The organism is Virgisporangium aurantiacum, assembly GCF_016863635.1.
In the GTDB taxonomy this organism is placed as follows: Bacteria; Actinomycetota; Actinomycetes; order Mycobacteriales; family Micromonosporaceae; genus Virgisporangium; species Virgisporangium aurantiacum.
Map to the genome: position 1 here is coordinate 202921 of NZ_BOPG01000033.1, position 15982 is coordinate 218902.

At 71.0% G+C, this 15982-nt stretch carries 14 protein-coding genes; 10 read left to right on the top strand and 4 right to left on the bottom strand.

Annotated features, from left to right (window positions below):
- Window positions 1–214 precede the first annotated feature (214 nt).
- From Vau01_RS26560 to Vau01_RS26570, 3 genes are read left to right on the top strand one after another with little or no spacing between them, the layout of a single operon-like run.
- Window positions 215–988 carry a hypothetical protein gene (locus Vau01_RS26560; protein WP_203997571.1) on the top strand — a complete coding sequence of 258 codons (774 nt, stop codon included), beginning with the start codon at window positions 215–217 and terminating at the stop codon, window positions 986–988.
- Window positions 985–1359, top strand: coding sequence for a GntR family transcriptional regulator (locus Vau01_RS26565; RefSeq protein WP_203997574.1), 375 nt, complete (start codon window positions 985–987; stop codon window positions 1357–1359). The genes Vau01_RS26560 and Vau01_RS26565 overlap by 4 nt, the downstream gene beginning before the upstream one ends.
- 55 nt (window positions 1360–1414) lie before the next feature.
- Entirely contained in the window at window positions 1415–2200 is a 786-nt protein-coding gene (locus tag Vau01_RS26570) for an ABC transporter permease (RefSeq protein ID WP_239151864.1), read from the top strand.
- On the opposite strand, the gene Vau01_RS26575 is transcribed toward Vau01_RS26570, so the two are convergent.
- Window positions 2142–2723: a helix-turn-helix domain-containing protein gene (locus Vau01_RS26575; protein WP_203997577.1), complete on the bottom strand. Its 582-nt coding sequence runs from the start codon at window positions 2721–2723 to the stop codon at window positions 2142–2144. The genes Vau01_RS26570 and Vau01_RS26575 overlap by 59 nt on opposite strands.
- Before the next feature lie 66 nt (window positions 2724–2789).
- Here Vau01_RS26575 and Vau01_RS26580 point away from each other — a divergent pair, with 66 nt between their 5' ends.
- Window positions 2790–3692: an NAD(P)/FAD-dependent oxidoreductase gene (locus Vau01_RS26580; protein ID WP_203997580.1), complete on the top strand. Its 903-nt coding sequence runs from the start codon at window positions 2790–2792 to the stop codon at window positions 3690–3692.
- On the opposite strand, the gene Vau01_RS26585 is transcribed toward Vau01_RS26580, so the two are convergent.
- Window positions 3664–5352 carry an AMP-binding protein gene (locus tag Vau01_RS26585; RefSeq protein ID WP_203997583.1) on the bottom strand — a complete coding sequence of 563 codons (1689 nt, stop codon included), beginning with the start codon at window positions 5350–5352 and terminating at the stop codon, window positions 3664–3666. The genes Vau01_RS26580 and Vau01_RS26585 overlap by 29 nt on opposite strands.
- A 124-nt stretch (window positions 5353–5476) precedes the next feature.
- Here Vau01_RS26585 and Vau01_RS26590 point away from each other — a divergent pair, with 124 nt between their 5' ends.
- Together Vau01_RS26590 and Vau01_RS26595 are read left to right on the top strand one after the other, a co-directional pair.
- Window positions 5477–6916, top strand: coding sequence for a pectinesterase family protein (locus tag Vau01_RS26590; protein WP_203997586.1), 1440 nt, complete (start codon window positions 5477–5479; stop codon window positions 6914–6916).
- On the top strand, window positions 6913–8334 hold the full coding sequence (locus Vau01_RS26595) for an RICIN domain-containing protein (RefSeq protein WP_239151865.1): 1422 nt from the start codon (window positions 6913–6915) through the stop codon (window positions 8332–8334). Before Vau01_RS26590 ends, Vau01_RS26595 begins: the two co-directional genes overlap by 4 nt.
- A 1-nt stretch (window position 8335) precedes the next feature.
- Here the strand turns inward: Vau01_RS26595 and Vau01_RS26600 are convergent, their stop codons facing one another.
- A complete protein-coding gene (locus tag Vau01_RS26600; RefSeq protein WP_239151866.1) occupies window positions 8336–10456 on the bottom strand; it encodes a sigma-70 family RNA polymerase sigma factor in 2121 nt (706 codons plus the stop codon).
- Between the two features lie 310 nt (window positions 10457–10766).
- On the opposite strand from Vau01_RS26600, the gene Vau01_RS26605 reads away from it, so the two are divergent.
- Genes Vau01_RS26605 through Vau01_RS26615 form a run of 3 tightly spaced genes read left to right on the top strand, consistent with a single transcriptional unit; the run spans window position 10767 to window position 14523 of the window.
- Window positions 10767–12698, top strand: coding sequence for a hypothetical protein (locus Vau01_RS26605; RefSeq protein WP_203997592.1), 1932 nt, complete (start codon window positions 10767–10769; stop codon window positions 12696–12698).
- A 9-nt stretch (window positions 12699–12707) separates the two neighbouring features.
- Complete coding sequence (locus Vau01_RS26610; protein WP_203997595.1) at window positions 12708–13241, top strand: hypothetical protein; 534 nt, start codon at window positions 12708–12710, stop codon at window positions 13239–13241.
- 46 nt (window positions 13242–13287) lie between these two features.
- The gene (locus tag Vau01_RS26615; protein ID WP_203997596.1) at window positions 13288–14523 is read left to right on the top strand and encodes an NAD(P)/FAD-dependent oxidoreductase; all 1236 of its coding nucleotides are present in this window, start codon (window positions 13288–13290) and stop codon (window positions 14521–14523) included.
- Here the strand turns inward: Vau01_RS26615 and Vau01_RS26620 are convergent.
- On the bottom strand, window positions 14512–15303 hold the full coding sequence (locus Vau01_RS26620; RefSeq protein WP_203997599.1) for a class I SAM-dependent methyltransferase: 792 nt from the start codon (window positions 15301–15303) through the stop codon (window positions 14512–14514). The two genes, Vau01_RS26615 and Vau01_RS26620, sit on opposite strands and share 12 nt — an antisense overlap.
- Window positions 15304–15375: 72 nt before the next feature.
- Between Vau01_RS26620 and Vau01_RS26625 the strand changes: the two genes are divergently transcribed.
- Entirely contained in the window at window positions 15376–15963 is a 588-nt protein-coding gene (locus tag Vau01_RS26625) for a TetR/AcrR family transcriptional regulator (protein ID WP_203997602.1), read from the top strand.
- The last annotated feature ends 19 nt before the right edge of the window (window positions 15964–15982 follow it).

Sequence of the window (15982 nt, forward strand, 5' to 3'; positions counted from 1 at the left end):
GGGCGATTTGCGAACTTTGCCAGGCGGTCGCTGTCCGGTTCGCGAGACGTTTCCGGATCCTGGACTGCCAGAGGGCCCATAACCCCCGCACGAGTCCAAGATTCACAAAAGACAGATCCCCAAGTGTGAGCACCGCGCGGGCAGGCGGGGCTTGACTTTGTCTCATTCTATGTCGCACTCTCTTGGTACAACGAGTGCGACATAGGAGAGCCCCATGGACAAGCACGTCACGGCGTGGCTGCGCCGGCACGAACTGGACGACGCACTGGCGACGTCCGTGCTCGCCACGCGGTTGGCCGTCCGGTGGCGGGCCCGCCTGGTGGGCAGCATCATGCTCGCCCTGTTGTTCATCGTGGCCGCGCTGGTGCAGACGTTCCAGCTGACCACGGAGGACTACGGCCCGCTGCGCCCGACGCTGCTGGTGGTGCTCGCCGTCTTCGTCGGCGGGCTGGTGGTCACCCAGTTCCTGCTGGACCGGTGGGTGCGCCGGGTCGACCAGCGGATCGGTGCGACGCTGTCGCGGCGGGCGACCCACCCGGTGCACCCGGGCTGGCGCTCGGTGGTGGGGCGGTCGCACGCGGCGTTGGGGATCGGGTCGTTCCTCGGGGCGGTGGCGTTGGCGGTGAGCGCGCTGACCGTCACCGATCCGGTGGTGCGGTACGGGGCACTCGTGCTGCTCACCGGCGTGTGCGGCGTCGGCGCGGTGGTCGCGGTCCAGTTGCGGCACCTGCTCAGCCGTCCGGTGGTGGCCGACGACGCGGCGTCGCTCACCGCCGACGTCATCATGCGGATCGAAGATGCGCGCGACACGAACGTGCCGTCCGTCCTGTGGTCGCTGCCGATGGTATTGCTCTTCGGTATGGCGCCCGGTTGGTGGGGCGCCGCGGCGCTCGCGTTCATGCTCGCCGGGCTGATCGGACTGGTGGTGGTGCAGATGAGGACTCCGGGCAGTGCGGCAACGGCGCGGCAGGTGGTGGGCGTCCGATGATCGTCATCGACGCCAACTCGCCCACGCCGCCGTACGAACAGTTGCGCGTGCAGGTCGCGCGGCAGATCGGCGACCACACGCTGGCGGTCGGCACCCGCCTCCCGACCGTCCGGCAGCTGGCCGCCGACCTCGGTCTCGCGGTCAACACGGTCGGTCGCGCCTACCGGGAACTGGAGGAGGCGGGGCTGATCGAGACCCGCGGCCGGGCCGGCTCGTTCGTCTCGGCGGCCGGCGAGAAGGGACGCGAGCGGGCCCAGCGGGCGGCGGCCGACTACGCGGCGGTCGTCACCAGCGTCGGCATCGACGTGGAGGAGGCGGTCCGGATCGTCCGCGCCGCCCTGACCTCCGGCCACCCCGCGGCGGCCGGTTGACGCCCGCGCCCGGCCACCGCCCGCCGAGGCGGAGACCGTACGGCAAGATCTGTTCATGGGTGTGACCGTGGGGCCGGCGCTGGTCGCCGCCGTGGTCGTGCTGGTGGCGGCGGCCGCGGCCGTCGTCCGCTATTTTTCGTTCGCGGTGACCCGGGACGTCGTGGTGGCCTCGGCCCGCGCGGTCGGCCAGCTCGCCGCGGTGTCGCTGATCCTGGCCGCGGTGCTGGAGTCGGGCTGGTCCACCGCCGCCTTCATCGGCCTGATGCTCACGGTGGCCGCGGCCACGTCGGGCCGCCGGGTCGCGGGTGGTATTTCGTGGGGACGGTGGACAGCGGCCCCGATCGCGGTCGGAGCGCTGCCGGTGCTGGCGATCGTGCTGGCCACCGGCGCGGTCCCGCTGACGACGATCGCGGTGCTGCCGGTCGCCGGAATCCTCATCGGCGGCGCGATGACCGCCACGTCCCTGGCCGGCCGCCGCTCGGTCGACGAGCTGCGCAACCGCCACGGCGAGTACGAGGCGGCCCTGGCCCTGGGCTTCACCCCCCGCAGCGCGGCGCTGGAACTGTGCCGGCCGGTGGCCGCCCAGTCGCTGGTGCCGGCGCTGGACCAGACCCGCACGGTCGGGCTGGTCACGTTGCCGGGTGCGTTCGTGGGCGTGCTGTTGGGTGGCGGCTCGCCGGCACAGGCGGGTGCCGTGCAACTCCTCGTCCTGGTCGGCCTCCTGCTGGCGGAGGCCATCGCCGCGGTGCTGATGGTGGAGCTGATCGCCGCCGGTCGGCTGCCTACTTCCGGGGGGACGCCCGCAGGTGGGCGCGCTCGCCCTGGGCGCCGAACAGGCTGAGGAACTCCACCGCCCCTGCGTCGGCGGCGCCGAACCAGTGCGGGACGCGGGTGTCGAACTCGGCCGCCTCGCCGGGTTCGAGCACCAGATCGTGCTCGCCCAGCACCACCCGCAACCGTCCATTGAGGACGTACACCCACTCGTAGCCGTCGTGGGTCTTGAGGTCGGGCTGCCTGCGCCGGCTGCGGGCGGGGATCACGAGCTTGTACGCCTGTATTCCGCCGGCCCGGCGGGTCAGCGGCAGCATCGTCATGCCGAAGCGCTGGACCGGGCGCAGGTGGATGCGCGGGTCGCCGGTGGGTGGGGCGTCGACGAGCTCGTCGAGCGTCACGCCGTGCGCGCGCGCCAACGGTAGCAACAGTTCCAGCGTCGGGCGGCGGCTGCCGGACTCCAGGCGCGACAGCGTGCTCACCGAGATCCCCGTGTTCGCCGACAGGTCGGCCAGCGTGGTCTTCCGTTGCTGGCGCAACGCGCGCAGGCGGGGGCCGACCGCGTCGAGGGTGGTGTTCAGGTCCTCGTCCATGGGTCCAGCTTGCCATGTTGGCAACAAGATTTGCGAGGACGCGGGTGCCGCGCGCATCGTCGGGTCATGAGAGATTCATACGACGTGGTGGTTGTGGGCGGTGGTGCGGCCGGGTTGAACGGTGCCCTGATGCTGGCCCGCTCGAAGCGGTCGGTCGTGGTGATCGACGCGGGTGCGCCCCGCAACGCGCCCGCCGACGGCGTGCACGGTCTGCTGGGCCACGACGGGCTGCCGCCCGCGGAACTGTTGCGGCGGGGCCGGGCCGAGGTCCGGAGCTACGGCGGCGAGGTGATCGAGGGGGAGGTGGAGACGGTCAGCCCCGGCTTCACGGTGACCCTCACCGACGGCCGCACGGTCGGCGCGCGCCGGTTGCTCGTGACCACCGGCCTGGTCGACGAGCTGCCCGACATCCCGGGCCTGCGCGAGCGGTGGGGCCGAGACGTCGTGCACTGCCCGTACTGCCACGGCTGGGAGGTGCGCGACCGGCCCATCGGCGTCATCTCCAGCGGCCCGATGTCGGTGCACCAGGCATTGCTGTTCCGCCAGCTGAGCGACGACGTCACGTTCTTCACCCACACCCGTCCGGCACCGGCGGCCGAGGATGCGGCAAAGCTCGCCCATCGCGGAATCTCCATAGTGGACGGTGAGGTGGCGGCCCTGGAGACCGCCGGCATCCGCCTCGCCGACGGCACGGTGCACAGCGTCGGCGCGGTGGCCGTCGCCACGCGGATGGTGGCCCGCGCCGGTTTCCTGGAGAAGCTGGGCCTGCGTCCGATCGAACACCCCAGCGGCGTCGGCGAGTACGTGCCCGCGGAGGCCGCCGGCCGCACCGACGTTCCGGGCGTGTGGGTGGCCGGCAACATCACCGACCTCACCGCCCAGGTGGGCGCCTCCGCCGCGGCGGGCGCCCTGGCCGGTGCGGCGATCAACGCCGACCTGGTTACCGAGGAGGCGACTCCGCTTCCGTGAACTCGTTCGGGTTCGGCGCGCCGGCCGCCTCGCGCTCGCGGAGTTCGATGCGGCGGATCTTGCCGGAGATGGTCTTCGGCAGGTCGGCGAACTCGATGCGCCGGATCCGCTTGTACGGGGCCAGGTTCTCGCGGCAGTGCCGGAAGATGGCCTGCGCCGTCTCGTCGGTGGGTGCCCAACCGTCGGCGAGCACCACGAACGCCTTCGGCACGGCGAGCCGCACCGGGTCGGGCGTGGGCACCACCGCGGCCTCGGCCACGGCGTCGTGCTCGATGAGGACGCTCTCCAGTTCGAACGGCGAGATCCGGTAGTCCGACGCCTTGAAGACGTCGTCCATGCGCCCGACGTAGGTGATGTATCCGTCGGCGTCGCGGGAACCGATGTCGCCGGTGTGGTAGTAGCCGCCGGCCGTCGCCTCGGCGTTGCGCTCCGGATCGCCGTGGTAGCCGGTCATCAGACCGAGGGGTCGGTGGGTGAGGTCGAGGCAGATCTCACCCTCGTCGGCGGGCTTTCCGGTGGCCGGGTCGATGAGCACCACCGTGTACCCGGGCGTTGCCCGGCCCATCGATCCGGGTTTCACCGGTTGCCCCGGCGTGTTGGCGACCTGCACGGTGGTCTCGGTCTGCCCGAAGCCGTCGCGGACCGTGACGCCCCACGCCCGCTGAACCTGCTCTATCACCTCGGGATTCAGCGGCTCGCCGGCACCGACCACAGTGGACGGTGGGGTGCGCAGCGTGGTGAGGTCGGCCTGCACGAGCATGCGCCACACCGTGGGCGGCGCGCAGAAACTGGTGACGCCGCACCGCTCCATCTGGGCGAGCAGCGCCGCCGCGTCGAACCGCGTGTAGTTGTAGATGAACACGCACGCGAGCGCGTTCCACGGCGCGAACACGTTGCTCCAGGCGTGCTTCGCCCAGCCCGGCGAGGAGATGTTCAGGTGGACGTCGCCGGGGCGCAGACCGATCCAGTACATCGTGGACAGATGGCCGACGGGGTACGAGGCGTGCGTGTGCTCCACCAGTTTCGGCAGCGCCGTGGTGCCCGAGGTGAAGTACAACAACAGCGTGTCGCTGGCGCGGGTCTCGCCGTCGGGCGTGAACGCGGGATCAGATGAATAGGCGGCCGCGTAGTCGAGCCAGCCCTCGACCGGCGCGCCGACCGCGATCCGGGTGTAGTCACCGGACACATCGGCGAACTTGGCCGTGTTGGCGGAGCCGACGATGACGTGCGCCGCGTTGCCGCGGTCGAGCCGGTCGCGCAGGTCGGCCGGGCCGAGCAACGGCGTCGCCGGGATGACGACCGCGCCGAGCTTCATCGCCGCGAGCAGGCACTCCCACAGCTCGACCTGGTTGCCGAGCATGAGGATGACCCGGTCGCCGCGGCGCACGCCCTGCCCGCGCAGCCAATTGGCGACGCGGTTGGAGCGCCCGGACAGCTCCGCGAACGTGAGCTTCCGTTCCGACCCGTCCTCCTCGACGATCCACAGGGCGGGTGAGTCGCCCGCGGGCCCGGCGGCCGCCGCGTCGAACCAGTCGATGGCCCAGTTGAAGGTGTCCAGTTCGGGCCAGCGGAACTCGCGGTAGGTCGTGTCGTAGTCGTCACGGTGGGCGAGCAGGAACTCGCGAGCGGCACCAAAGGCGGCGGCGGACGGACTCGTCATGCCCTCACCGTAGACGCGCCCGCGTTCGACCGCAGCCGTCGAACGAAACCGTCGAACAGTCTTTCGAACACAGTCGAATCTCGGTCTTTCGGTAATCCTCCCGCGCTCTGCGCATCTATCGGGCATGCGTCTCAGAATCACGCTGGCCGCGACCGCCCTGCTGCCAGCCGCCGCCGTCATGTTCATGTCCGCACCCGCCGAGGCAGCCACGCCTGCCAACGGCGGCATCTACACCCTCGCCAACGGATCCTCGGGCAAGTGCCTGGAGGTCGCCGGCGGGTCCGTCGACAATGGAGCGTTGCTGCAGCAGGCCGCCTGCGTGTCGGGCTCGGCGCGGCAGCAGTGGAAGGTCCAGGCCAGCGGCACCGTGTTCAACCTGGTCAACGTCGGCAGCACGCGGTGCGCCGACGTGCCGAACAGCTCCACCGTTTCGGGCACGCAACTGCAGCAGTGGGGCTGTGGCGACGGCACGAAGACCAACCAGCAGTGGACGTTCACCGCGTCGGCCGCCGCGAGCGGCAAGTTCCGGGTGACCGGCGTCGCCGGTGGCCTCTGCATCAGCAACCGCGACGGGTCGACCGCGGGCAACAACCCGGTCGTGCAGGAGACCTGCTCCGACGTCGCCCGCATGCAGTGGCTCTTCAACCAGACCGGTGGCACCACCCCGCCGCCGACGGGCACGCCGACCGTCGCCGCCGACGGAACCGGCACCTACCGCACGGTGCAGGCCGCGATCGACGCGGTGCCGGCGAACAACACCACCCGCCGGGTCATCACGATCAAGGCCGGCACGTACCGCGGTGTCATCCGCGTCCCCTCGAACAAGCCGTACATCACGTTGCAGGGGCTGGGTTCGGGGCCGTCGAACACGGTGATCGTCTTCAACAACTACGCCGGGAACGGGTCGGGCACCTCGGGCAGCGCGTCGGCGTTCGTCGACGGGCACGACTTCGTCGCCCAGAACCTCACCATCTCCAACGACTTCAACGAGGACCCGGCGGTCACCGGTCACCAGGCCGTGGCCCTGCACCTCAACGCCGACCGGGCGGTCCTCGACAACGTGCGGCTGCTCGGCGACCAGGACACGTTCCTGGTCAACGACAACACCCGCGCGCTGGTGCGTAACTCCTATGTGGAGGGAACCGTCGACTTCATCTTCGGCGGCGGCACGATCGTGTTCTCGGGCTGCTCGATCTACGAGAAGCGGTCGTCCGGCGGGCCGATCACGGCCGCCAGCACCGCCGCCACGAAGACGTACGGCATGTTGTTCTACCGCTCGACCATCACCGGCGCGGCGAACAACGTCACCCAGCTCGGCCGCCCGTGGCGGCCGGACGCGCAGGTGCTGTACCGGGAGTCGAGCCTCAGCGCCACCATCAGGACGAGCCAGCCGTGGACCGACATGTCCGGCAACCTCTGGCAGAACGCACGGTTCCTGGAGTACCAGAACACCGGCTCCGGTGCCGGGACGAACAGCAACCGCCCGCAGTTGAGCAGTTCGCAGGCCGCGAACTACACCCCGCAGAGATACCTCGCCGGCTCGGACGGATGGAACCCGCTGTGAAGAAGATCCTCGTCATCGCGGCAATGGTCGCCCCGATGCTTTTCGTGGCGCACCCCGCCGACGCCGCCACCCCCGCCAACGGCGGCGTCTACACGCTCGCCAACGGCGCCTCCGGCAAGTGCCTTGAGGTCGCCGGCGGCTCCGCCGACAACGGCGCGTTGCTGCAACAGGCCGCCTGCGTCGCCGGCGCGACCCGTCAGCAGTGGAAGGTGCAGGGCCTCAACCTGGTGAACGTCGGTAGCACCCGGTGTGCCGACCTCCCGTCGAGCTCCACGGTGTCCGGCACGCAACTCCAGCAGTGGGGGTGCGGCGACGGCACGAAGCCCAACCAGCAGTGGACGTTCACCGCGTCGAGCGCGGCGAGCGGCAAGTTCCGCGTCACGAGCGCGGTGAGCGGTCAATGCGTCAGCAACAAGGACGGCTCGACGGCCGCCAACAACCCGGTCGTCCAGGAGACCTGCTCCGACGTCGCGCGGATGCAGTGGACGTTCAACCAGATCAGCGGCGGCACGGATCCGGGTACGCCGGGCAACTGGTCGAACACCGCCGACGGCTTCGCGGCCGGCACCACCGGTGGCGCCGGCGGAACGACCGTCACCGTCAACAATCTGGCCGACCTCAAGACGTACGCCGCGTCGAGCGCACCGTACGTGATCCGGGTCAACGCCACGATCACGGTGACGCCGTACGGCTACGAGATCCCGATCGCGTCGAACAAGACCATCATCGGCGTCGGACGGTCCGGCCGGATCTTCAACGGCGGGCTGCACCTCAACCCCGGCACCCGCAACGTCATCATCCGCAACCTCACCATCGGCGACACGCTGGTGGCCTCCGACGATCCCGACGACAAGGACTTCGACTACGACGGCATCCAGATGGACACCGCCGACCACATCTGGATCGACCACAACACGATCCAACGCACGAACGACGGTCTCATCGACAGCCGGCTGGACACCACGAACCTGACCGTGTCGTGGAACAACCTGGGCAACACCAACAAGGCGTTCGGCATCGGCTGGACCACCAACGTCACCAGCCGGATGACGATCCACCACAACTGGATCCACGACACCAACCAGCGCAACCCCAGCACCGACAACGTGGCGTACGCCCACCTGTACAACAACTACCTGCAGAACATCGCGTCGTACGGCAACCTGTCGCGGGGCGCGACGAAGATGGTGCTGGAGAACAGCTACTTCGAGCGGGTGGCCAACCCGTACTACAACGACACGTCGGCCGCGCAACTGCGCCAGAGCGGCAGCGTCGTCGTCAACTGCACGGGCCGGCAGCAGACCAACGGGTCGGCGTTCACGCCGTCGAGCTTCTACTCCTACACGCTCGATCCCGCTGCGAACGTCCCGTCGCTGTTGCGCACGTACAGCGGTCCGCAAGCGAACATCGGGGTCTGACTCAGCGGCCCGCCATCGACGCCCCGCGCCCGTTGCGGGTGGCGAGGTAGTCGGTTCCTGGAAGGCCCCCGTCGGCGGCACGGGGGCCTTCCGCCGTCGACGCGTCGACCGACCGGAACAGCGCGGCGGTGGAGTCACCCTCCTGCCAACTGTTGTTGTCGGCCCGCGCGGTCGGGCCGACGCGCGCGGCGTCGGCGTTGTCGACCGCGACGTTGAGACGCAGCACCGCCGCGATGTCGGGCAGCGAGAAGCCGGCCGACCGGTTCCGGAACGCCGTGTTGTTCGACAGTTCCAGCGCCGCCCGGTTGCCGTCGTTGCTGAACCCGTGCCCGGTGTTGGCCCATGCCGCGTTGTGGCGGACCTTGTGCGCGGCCTCCAACGGATCCGGTCCGCCGCCGAACGTGAACCCGTTGGCCCGATTGCCGAACGCCCAGTTGTACTCGACGCTCACCGGGCTGCGGAACGCACCGAGGTCGTAGCCGCCGGCCGCGTTGCCGTACGCCCGGTTGCCGCGGATCAGGTTGCCCCCGCCCGCACCGAACTGCACGCCCAGCCCGATCCCGGCGGTGCCCGTCGCGTCGTGGTTGTCGAAGAAGTCGCTGTCGAGCACCTGGTTGCCGGTGGTCCCGTCGTCGCGCAGCATCAGCCCCGACCGTCCATTGTGGTGCGAGGAGAGCCGCCGGAAGACGGTGTCGCGGCAGGCCCGGCACACCCACGCGTGGGTCGGCGCGGCGCGGATCTCCAGCCCCTGCACCGTCCAGTACGCGGTCTGCTGGGTGACCGCCCACTTGTCGGCCGGTATCCCCGACGCGTCGAGCACCGCGTGCTCGGACCGGAAGTTGCTCAACGTGATCCGCCGGTCGGCGGTTCCGCTCGTCCGGATCTCGACCGGCGTCGTGAGCCGGTAGACGCCGCCGCGCAACGCGATCGTCTGGCCCGGTTGCACCACCGACACGGCCTTGTTCACCGACGCGTACGGGCGCTGCTCGGTGCCGTCGCCGGCGTCGGACCCGTTCGGCGCCACGAAGATGTCGGCGGCGCCCGCGCCCTCCGGCGGCCGCGACGTCGGCGCGGCGGTCGGACCTTCCGACGCCGACGCGCTGCCGGCCGACGGATCGGACGGGGCGACGGCTACCGGCGGCTCGACGGTCAGGGCGTCGGGCGACGCGGGGGAGTAGTGCACCGCGAACACCAGCCCACCGCCCGCGATCACGGCGGCGGCGGTGGTCGCCGCGGCCACGGCCCGTCGCTGGAGCAGCGCGGGCAGGTGCGACAGCACCATCGGCCCGAACGCCACGGTCCGCACCGCCTTGGCGTGCAGCGCGGCCTGCAGGGCGGCGTGCACCGCGGCCGCCACGGCCACCGGCACCGGCAGGGCGACGACGCCGAGCAGCAGCTTCTCCGGCGCCACCAGGCCCAGCTGGAACCGCCGGCACCGTGGACAGTCCCGGACGTGGCGCGTCAACCGCTTGCGCCAGACCGGATCCGGGTCACCGGTCCAGCGCCGGGTCACCTCGGCGAGTTCGGGGCAGCGCGGCGTCGCTCCCAGCGCCCGCACGACGGCGCGTACCGCGTCCAATCGGCTCTTCATCCGCCGCACCCGCACAGCCGCGTGCGGCGGCGTGACCCCGAGCGCCGCGGCGAGGTCGGCGCGGGTGAGGTCGCCGGCGACCTCCTGCCACCACAGCCCCAGCAACTGCCGGTCGTCGGCGTCGAGCCAGTGGGTGGCCCGGGTGAGGTCGGCCCGCTGGCCGGTGAGTTCCAGCTCGGCGAGCGTGCGGTCGGCGAGATCGCCGCCGGGATCGGGAACGTCGACGGGCTGCGGGTGCCGACGCAGCTGCGCCCGTCGGCGCCCGCGCAGGTGCAGGTGGACCTGGCGGTGGGCGATCGCCAGCAACCACGGCCGGAACCGCTCCGGGTCGCGCAACGCGGGCAGGCCCCGGATCGCCTGGATCATCGTCTCCTGCACGAGATCGTCGACGTCGGTGTCGCCGTTGAGCACCCGCCCGATCACGTTGTAGACGAGCGCGAGATGACCCTCGACCAGCGCCTGAACCGCAGCCGTGTCGCCGGCTTGAGCGGCCCGGACGAGCGCTGAGGTATCAGGATCATCCTCGGTCACGGCCGGATCGTACTCCCGGACATCGGTGAATGTCTCTGCCCTGCGAGCGGGTACGGCCGTTACGAGTTCAGTTTTCGCGCCGGAGAACCTGTTGCGTTTTCGCGGTTGGACACCCTTCGGGGTTGGCTCCATGATCGTTAGCGGTGCGACGTTTTTGCTGTTTTCAGCGACTCGGGACAGCAAAAACGTCGCACCGCTTTGGATCATGGAGCGATCGAAGCGGCATCGGCGGGGAAGTTCGTCCACGTCATGTCCGAAAGGTTGCCCGCGTGCCGGTGACGACGGTGGCGGCGCGTGGAAACGTCGAGGGATGCCCGACCGTCGCAGCCACGAAGAGCCGGGTGAGGGCGAGCACGCTGATGCGCGTCCACCCGTGACCGTCGCGGCCGCGCCCGCGACGGACAGCGCCGTCTCCGCGTTGCCCAACACCGCGATGTCGGCGATGTTCGGCGGGGCCGCCGCCGGGCCAATGCCGTTCGGGCCCCTTGCCGCGCCCGGCCTCAGCAACAGCCAGCTCGCCGGCTTCCTGAGCGGCGCGGGGCCGGTCGGCGCCGACTACATGGCCCAGATCGTGCCGCCCGGGCCCGGACCGACCGGCACGGGATTCATCGACCACAGTGACGGCTCCAACGTGCGCACCGGTCCGGCCGAGGCGGGCGGGAAACTCGTGCATCCGCAACCGCTGCCGCCGGCCACGCGGGTGTTCCTCAGCGGCGCCTACCCGGGCTCGCCCGACTGGCACTACGTCACCGCGTACCTCGACGACGGCATGGTCCGCGGTTACCTGCAGGGGTTCCGCGTCACCACCGACCTGCCCGAGCCGACCGCGCGCCTGCACCAGGTCCGCAGCGGTGAGACGGCCGAGAAGCTCGCCGCGGAGGAGTTCGGCGGAGCCGTCGAGGACGGGCACGACCTGCGCTTCTACGAGAACGTGCTGCTGTTCGTGAACCAGCAGAAGGGCCGGGCCGGCGTCACCGGCAAGTTCCAGGACCCGGGCATTCTGGGCGGCGGCGCGAACAACGTCCAGCTGGTCGCCGGGCACCGGATCTGGCTGGTGAGCCCGGCCTACGCCAAGGCGTTGAAGGGCGTGGTGCCGTCCGGGTCGCTGACCGGTGGCGCGGTCGCGAAGGCGCGGCGGTTCGCCGTGCACCTCGAGGACATCATCGACAGCGTCACCGGGTCGCCGCAGTACCTCGGCGCGGTGGCCGGCGAGTACGCGCAGGCGATCCGCGACCACCTGCCGGAGATCATCGGGATCGTCGCCGGGTTCGTGATGGCCGAGATGGCCTCGGCGTTCCTCGCCGCGACACCGACCGGCGTCGGGCAGATCGCGGCGGTGCTGATCCAGCTCGGGCTCGCGGCGTTCGGCGCGGTCGGCATGGTGGAGGCGGGCGTCGAGGCGATCAAGCACGCCGACGCCTGGCTGACCCAGGCGTGGACGGCGTCCGGCGACGCGGCGAAGGTCGCCGGGGCGAGCAAGGAGTTCCTGCGGATGCTCGTCTGCATCGCGATGGCCGCGCTGTCCTACCTCGGGGTGAAGGGCAACATGGGCAACGCGGTGAAGATCGCGGGCTCGATGGCGCCGCCGATGGCGCCCGCGCTCGCGGTCGCCGGCGGCGGGCAGATCCGCGCGGGTGCCGGCAGTGCCGTCGCTCTCGGCCCGCCGCAGCCTTTCGGACCGGTGGGTACCGCGATGGCGATGGAGGCGCATCCGGAGGGTGGTGGCGGTGGGAAGTACCCGGACACGTGGAAGGACTTCGACCCCGCCAACCACGCCGAGTTCGAGGAGGCGCTGAAGAAGTTCCGCAAGTCCGAGGACCTCACCACCGACCCGAAGCTGCGCGGCGGCGAGGGCCAGCTCTTCCCGCACCCCGACCAGCCGCGCGCGCTCAAGCGCTGGTACCAGAAGCGGCTCGGCGACCTGAAGAAGTCGGTCGAGAAGCTGGAGGAGGCGGGCAAGGTGATCGACGGCAACCCCGCCCTCAGCCGGGACATGACCGTCGTCGACATCTCGCAGAAGGGCAGCGACTGGATCGAGCGGGGCTTCGACCACACGTCGCTGGAGCTCAAGAACGCCCTCGGGGACGAGGCGGTCGCGGCCGCGCGGCAGCGGTGCATCGAGGCGCTCGCCACGGAGCAGAGCGCGACGGCGAAGGAGATTCTCAAGAAGCTGCGGCGGAACTCGGCGAATGTGCACTGGTCTCCGGAGCAGGGCAAGATACTGATCATCGACATGCAGTAGGAAAGGCTCATGACCGATTTCGCCGGCCTGGAACAGCGCCTCGGGCTGAAGAAGTACCTGGCCAGCCCGCTCGGCACGCTGTACTTCACCGCGTCCGATCGGATCATCGTCCGCCGGTTCGACGGCGCGTTGCCGGCGGCGCTGCGGCCGGCCTACACCGACCTGATCGCCGCCGCACAGACGTGGATCGACCGCCATCCGCGCGTCGCCGAACTGGCCCGGGTGCAGCAGCCCACCGGGACCGGTGCCGACTACGTGGCCTGGTCGCTGTTCCCGTACTCGCCGACCAGCAACTACTACGACCTCGACGCACCGGTCGAGCCGCCGGCCGAGTGGGCCCGGCTGTTCGCGGCCGTCGGTGCCGCGCCGCCCCCGCTCGACCCGCGCGACGTGATCGTCGCCAACGTGGTGCGCCGCAGCCTGCTCGAACCGAACGGCAAGACTTTTTTCGACGCGGCCGAGGCCAGGTTTGTCGTGGTGGAGCCGCGTTTCACCGCGGAAGACATCCGTTCGTGGGCCGACATCGACGAACTCGAGGACTAGTCTGAGAAAAACACCGCCATTGTTTTTATCGTCAGGAGGACAGTCGATGTCCGAGCGCGTGTTCGTCATCGTGGGTGCGTCTCTCGCCGGTGCGAAAGCGGCCGAGACGCTCCGGGCCGAGGGCTTCGACGGGCGGGTGGTGCTCGTCGGCGAGGAGAACGACCTGCCGTACGAGCGTCCGCCGTTGTCGAAGGGCTACCTCCTCGGCAACGACCCCCGCGAGCAGGCCTTCCCGCACGACCGGGCCTGGTACGACGAGCAGAAGATCGAACTGCTGCTCGGCCAGGCCGCGACCGCGATCGACCGGACAGCGAAGACGGTGACGCTCGCCGACGGAACCGCCCTGAGCTACGACAAACTCCTGCTCGCCACCGGCTCACGGGTGCGCACGCTCGACATCGCCGGCTCCGACCTGCCCCAGGTGCGGTACCTGCGGCGGATCGAGGAGTCGGAGGCGCTGCGCGCGGCGTTCGCGGAGCGGCCGCAGGTGGTGGTCGCCGGCGCTGGCTGGATCGGGCTGGAGACCGCGGCGGCGGCCCGCGCCGCGGGCTGCGACGTCACCGTGGTGGAGCTCGACACGTTGCCGCTGCGCCGCGTGCTCGGCGACGAGGTGGCGACGGTCTTCCGTGACCTGCACACCGAGCACGGCGTCACGTTCAGGTTCGGCACCGGCCTGCGGGAGTTCGGCGGCCTCGAGGATCGGCTGACGCACGTGGTCACCGAGAGCGGCGAGGAGGTGCCGGCCGACCTCGCGATCGTCGGCGTCGGCATCCGGCCGGCGGTCGAGCTGGCCGAGGCCGCCGGGCTCACCGTCGACAACGGGGTGGTCGTCGACGCGAGCCTGCGCACCGACGACCCCGACGTCTACGCCTGCGGCGACGTCGCGTCGTGGGACCATCCGGGGCTGAAGCGGCGGCTCCGCGTCGAGCACTGGGCGAACGCGCTGAACGGCGGGCCGGCCGCGGCCAAGGCGATGCTCGGCCAGGACGTCACCTACGACCCGGTGCCGTACTTCTTCACCGACCAGTACGACCTGGGCATGGAGTTCGCCGGCTGGTTCGAGCCGAAAGGCGTCGAGCGCGTGGTCTTCCGCGGCGACAAGGCGACCCGCGAGTTCATCGCGTTCTGGACCGCCGGCGGCCGGGTGCTGGCCGGCATGAACGTCAACGTGTGGGACGTCACCGACGACATCCAGGCCCTGGTGCGGGCCGGCTGGGCCGGCACCGCCGTCGATCTCGACCGGCTGGCCGACCCCGACGTCCCGCTCTCCTCACTCGCGTAGGGCGGTGACCGTCACCGTCGTGTAGCGCATCGGGAAGCTGCCGCCGACCGCGTCGACGGCGGCACCGATGCCGGCGAGGATCGCGTCGAGCTGGCCGGCCGGTAGCTGGCTGTGGCCGCCGTGGCTGGGTACCTGGTCGAGCCACTCGTCGCGGGTGTAGACGTGCTCCCAGTCGTGCCGCCACTGCTCCGGTTCGCCGAGGCCGCCCGCCGCCCGGATGCCATCGGCCGCCGTTCCGGCCATGACCGCGTACGCGTCGGAGGCGTCGGCACGGGCGGCCGCGGCCATGGGGGAGTCGGGCAGCACCCGGCGGTAGACCGCGACGATCGCCTCGGCGAGCCCGGACGGCGGCTGGTGCGCGTTCCAGAACACGGCCAGCCGGCCGCCGGGACGCAGCACCTCGGCCGCCCTGGCGGCGCCGGCGACCGGGTCGATCCAGTGCCAGGTCTGCCCGGCGACGACCGCGTCGAACACCCGGCCGGCGGGATCCCAGGTCTCGAACGCGCCCACCTCGACGTCGAGGCCGCGCCGCCGCGCCCACTCCGCCATCCGCGCGTCGACGTCGACGCCGAGCACGGTGCACCCGGCCGCCTGGAACTGCCGGGACGAGATGCCGGTGCCGCAGCCGACGTCGAGCACGCGCCGGCCCGGTGCGTTCTCGACGATCGCGTCGATCACCGCTGTCGGGTAGCGCGGCCGGGTCCGGTCGTAGCGTTCGGCGTCGGCGCCGAACGACTCCGCGATGTGACGCAGCCGGTGCGGTTGTTCCTGAGTGGGCATGCGCCCACCTTAGTGGGCGGACGCCCACTTGGCCAGCCGGTAGAGTTCGCCGAGGAAGAAGGGAAGGCCCGGGTGCCGACTGGGGTGGCGATCCGCGACGTGCGGCAGCAGTTGTTCGACGCCGCCGAGCGGGTCCTGCTGCGCGGCGGGCCGAGCGCCCTCACCAGCCGGGCGGTCACCACCGAGGCCGGCTGCGCGAAGGGCGTGCTGCACCGCCACTTCGTCGACTTCGACGAGTTCCTCGTCGAGCTGATCCGCGACCGCACCGCGCGCGTCACCACGCAGGCCGAGGTGCTGCGGTCGTCCGCCGGAACCGGCACCGTCGCGGGCAACCTCACGGTGGTGCTCACCGACCTCTTCACGTCGGTGGCCGCGTCGATCATCAGCCTCGTCATCTTCCGCGACGACCTGCGCGTCCGGCTACGCCAGACCTACCCGACGGGCGTGCCGCTGCTGGCCGAGGCGGCCGCGATGATCTCCGCCTACCTGCTCGCCGAGCGCGACCTGGGCCGGATCGCGGCCGACGCCGACGTCGACACCGTCGCGCTCACGCTGATCGGATCCGGGCACCTGCTGTTCGCCGGCGGCAACCCGCCCGACGCCGACGCCGTGCTCAAGGTGATGAGCTCGGCGATCGCCGGGGTCACGGCGCATCGATGACGGCGGCGTACACTCCGGC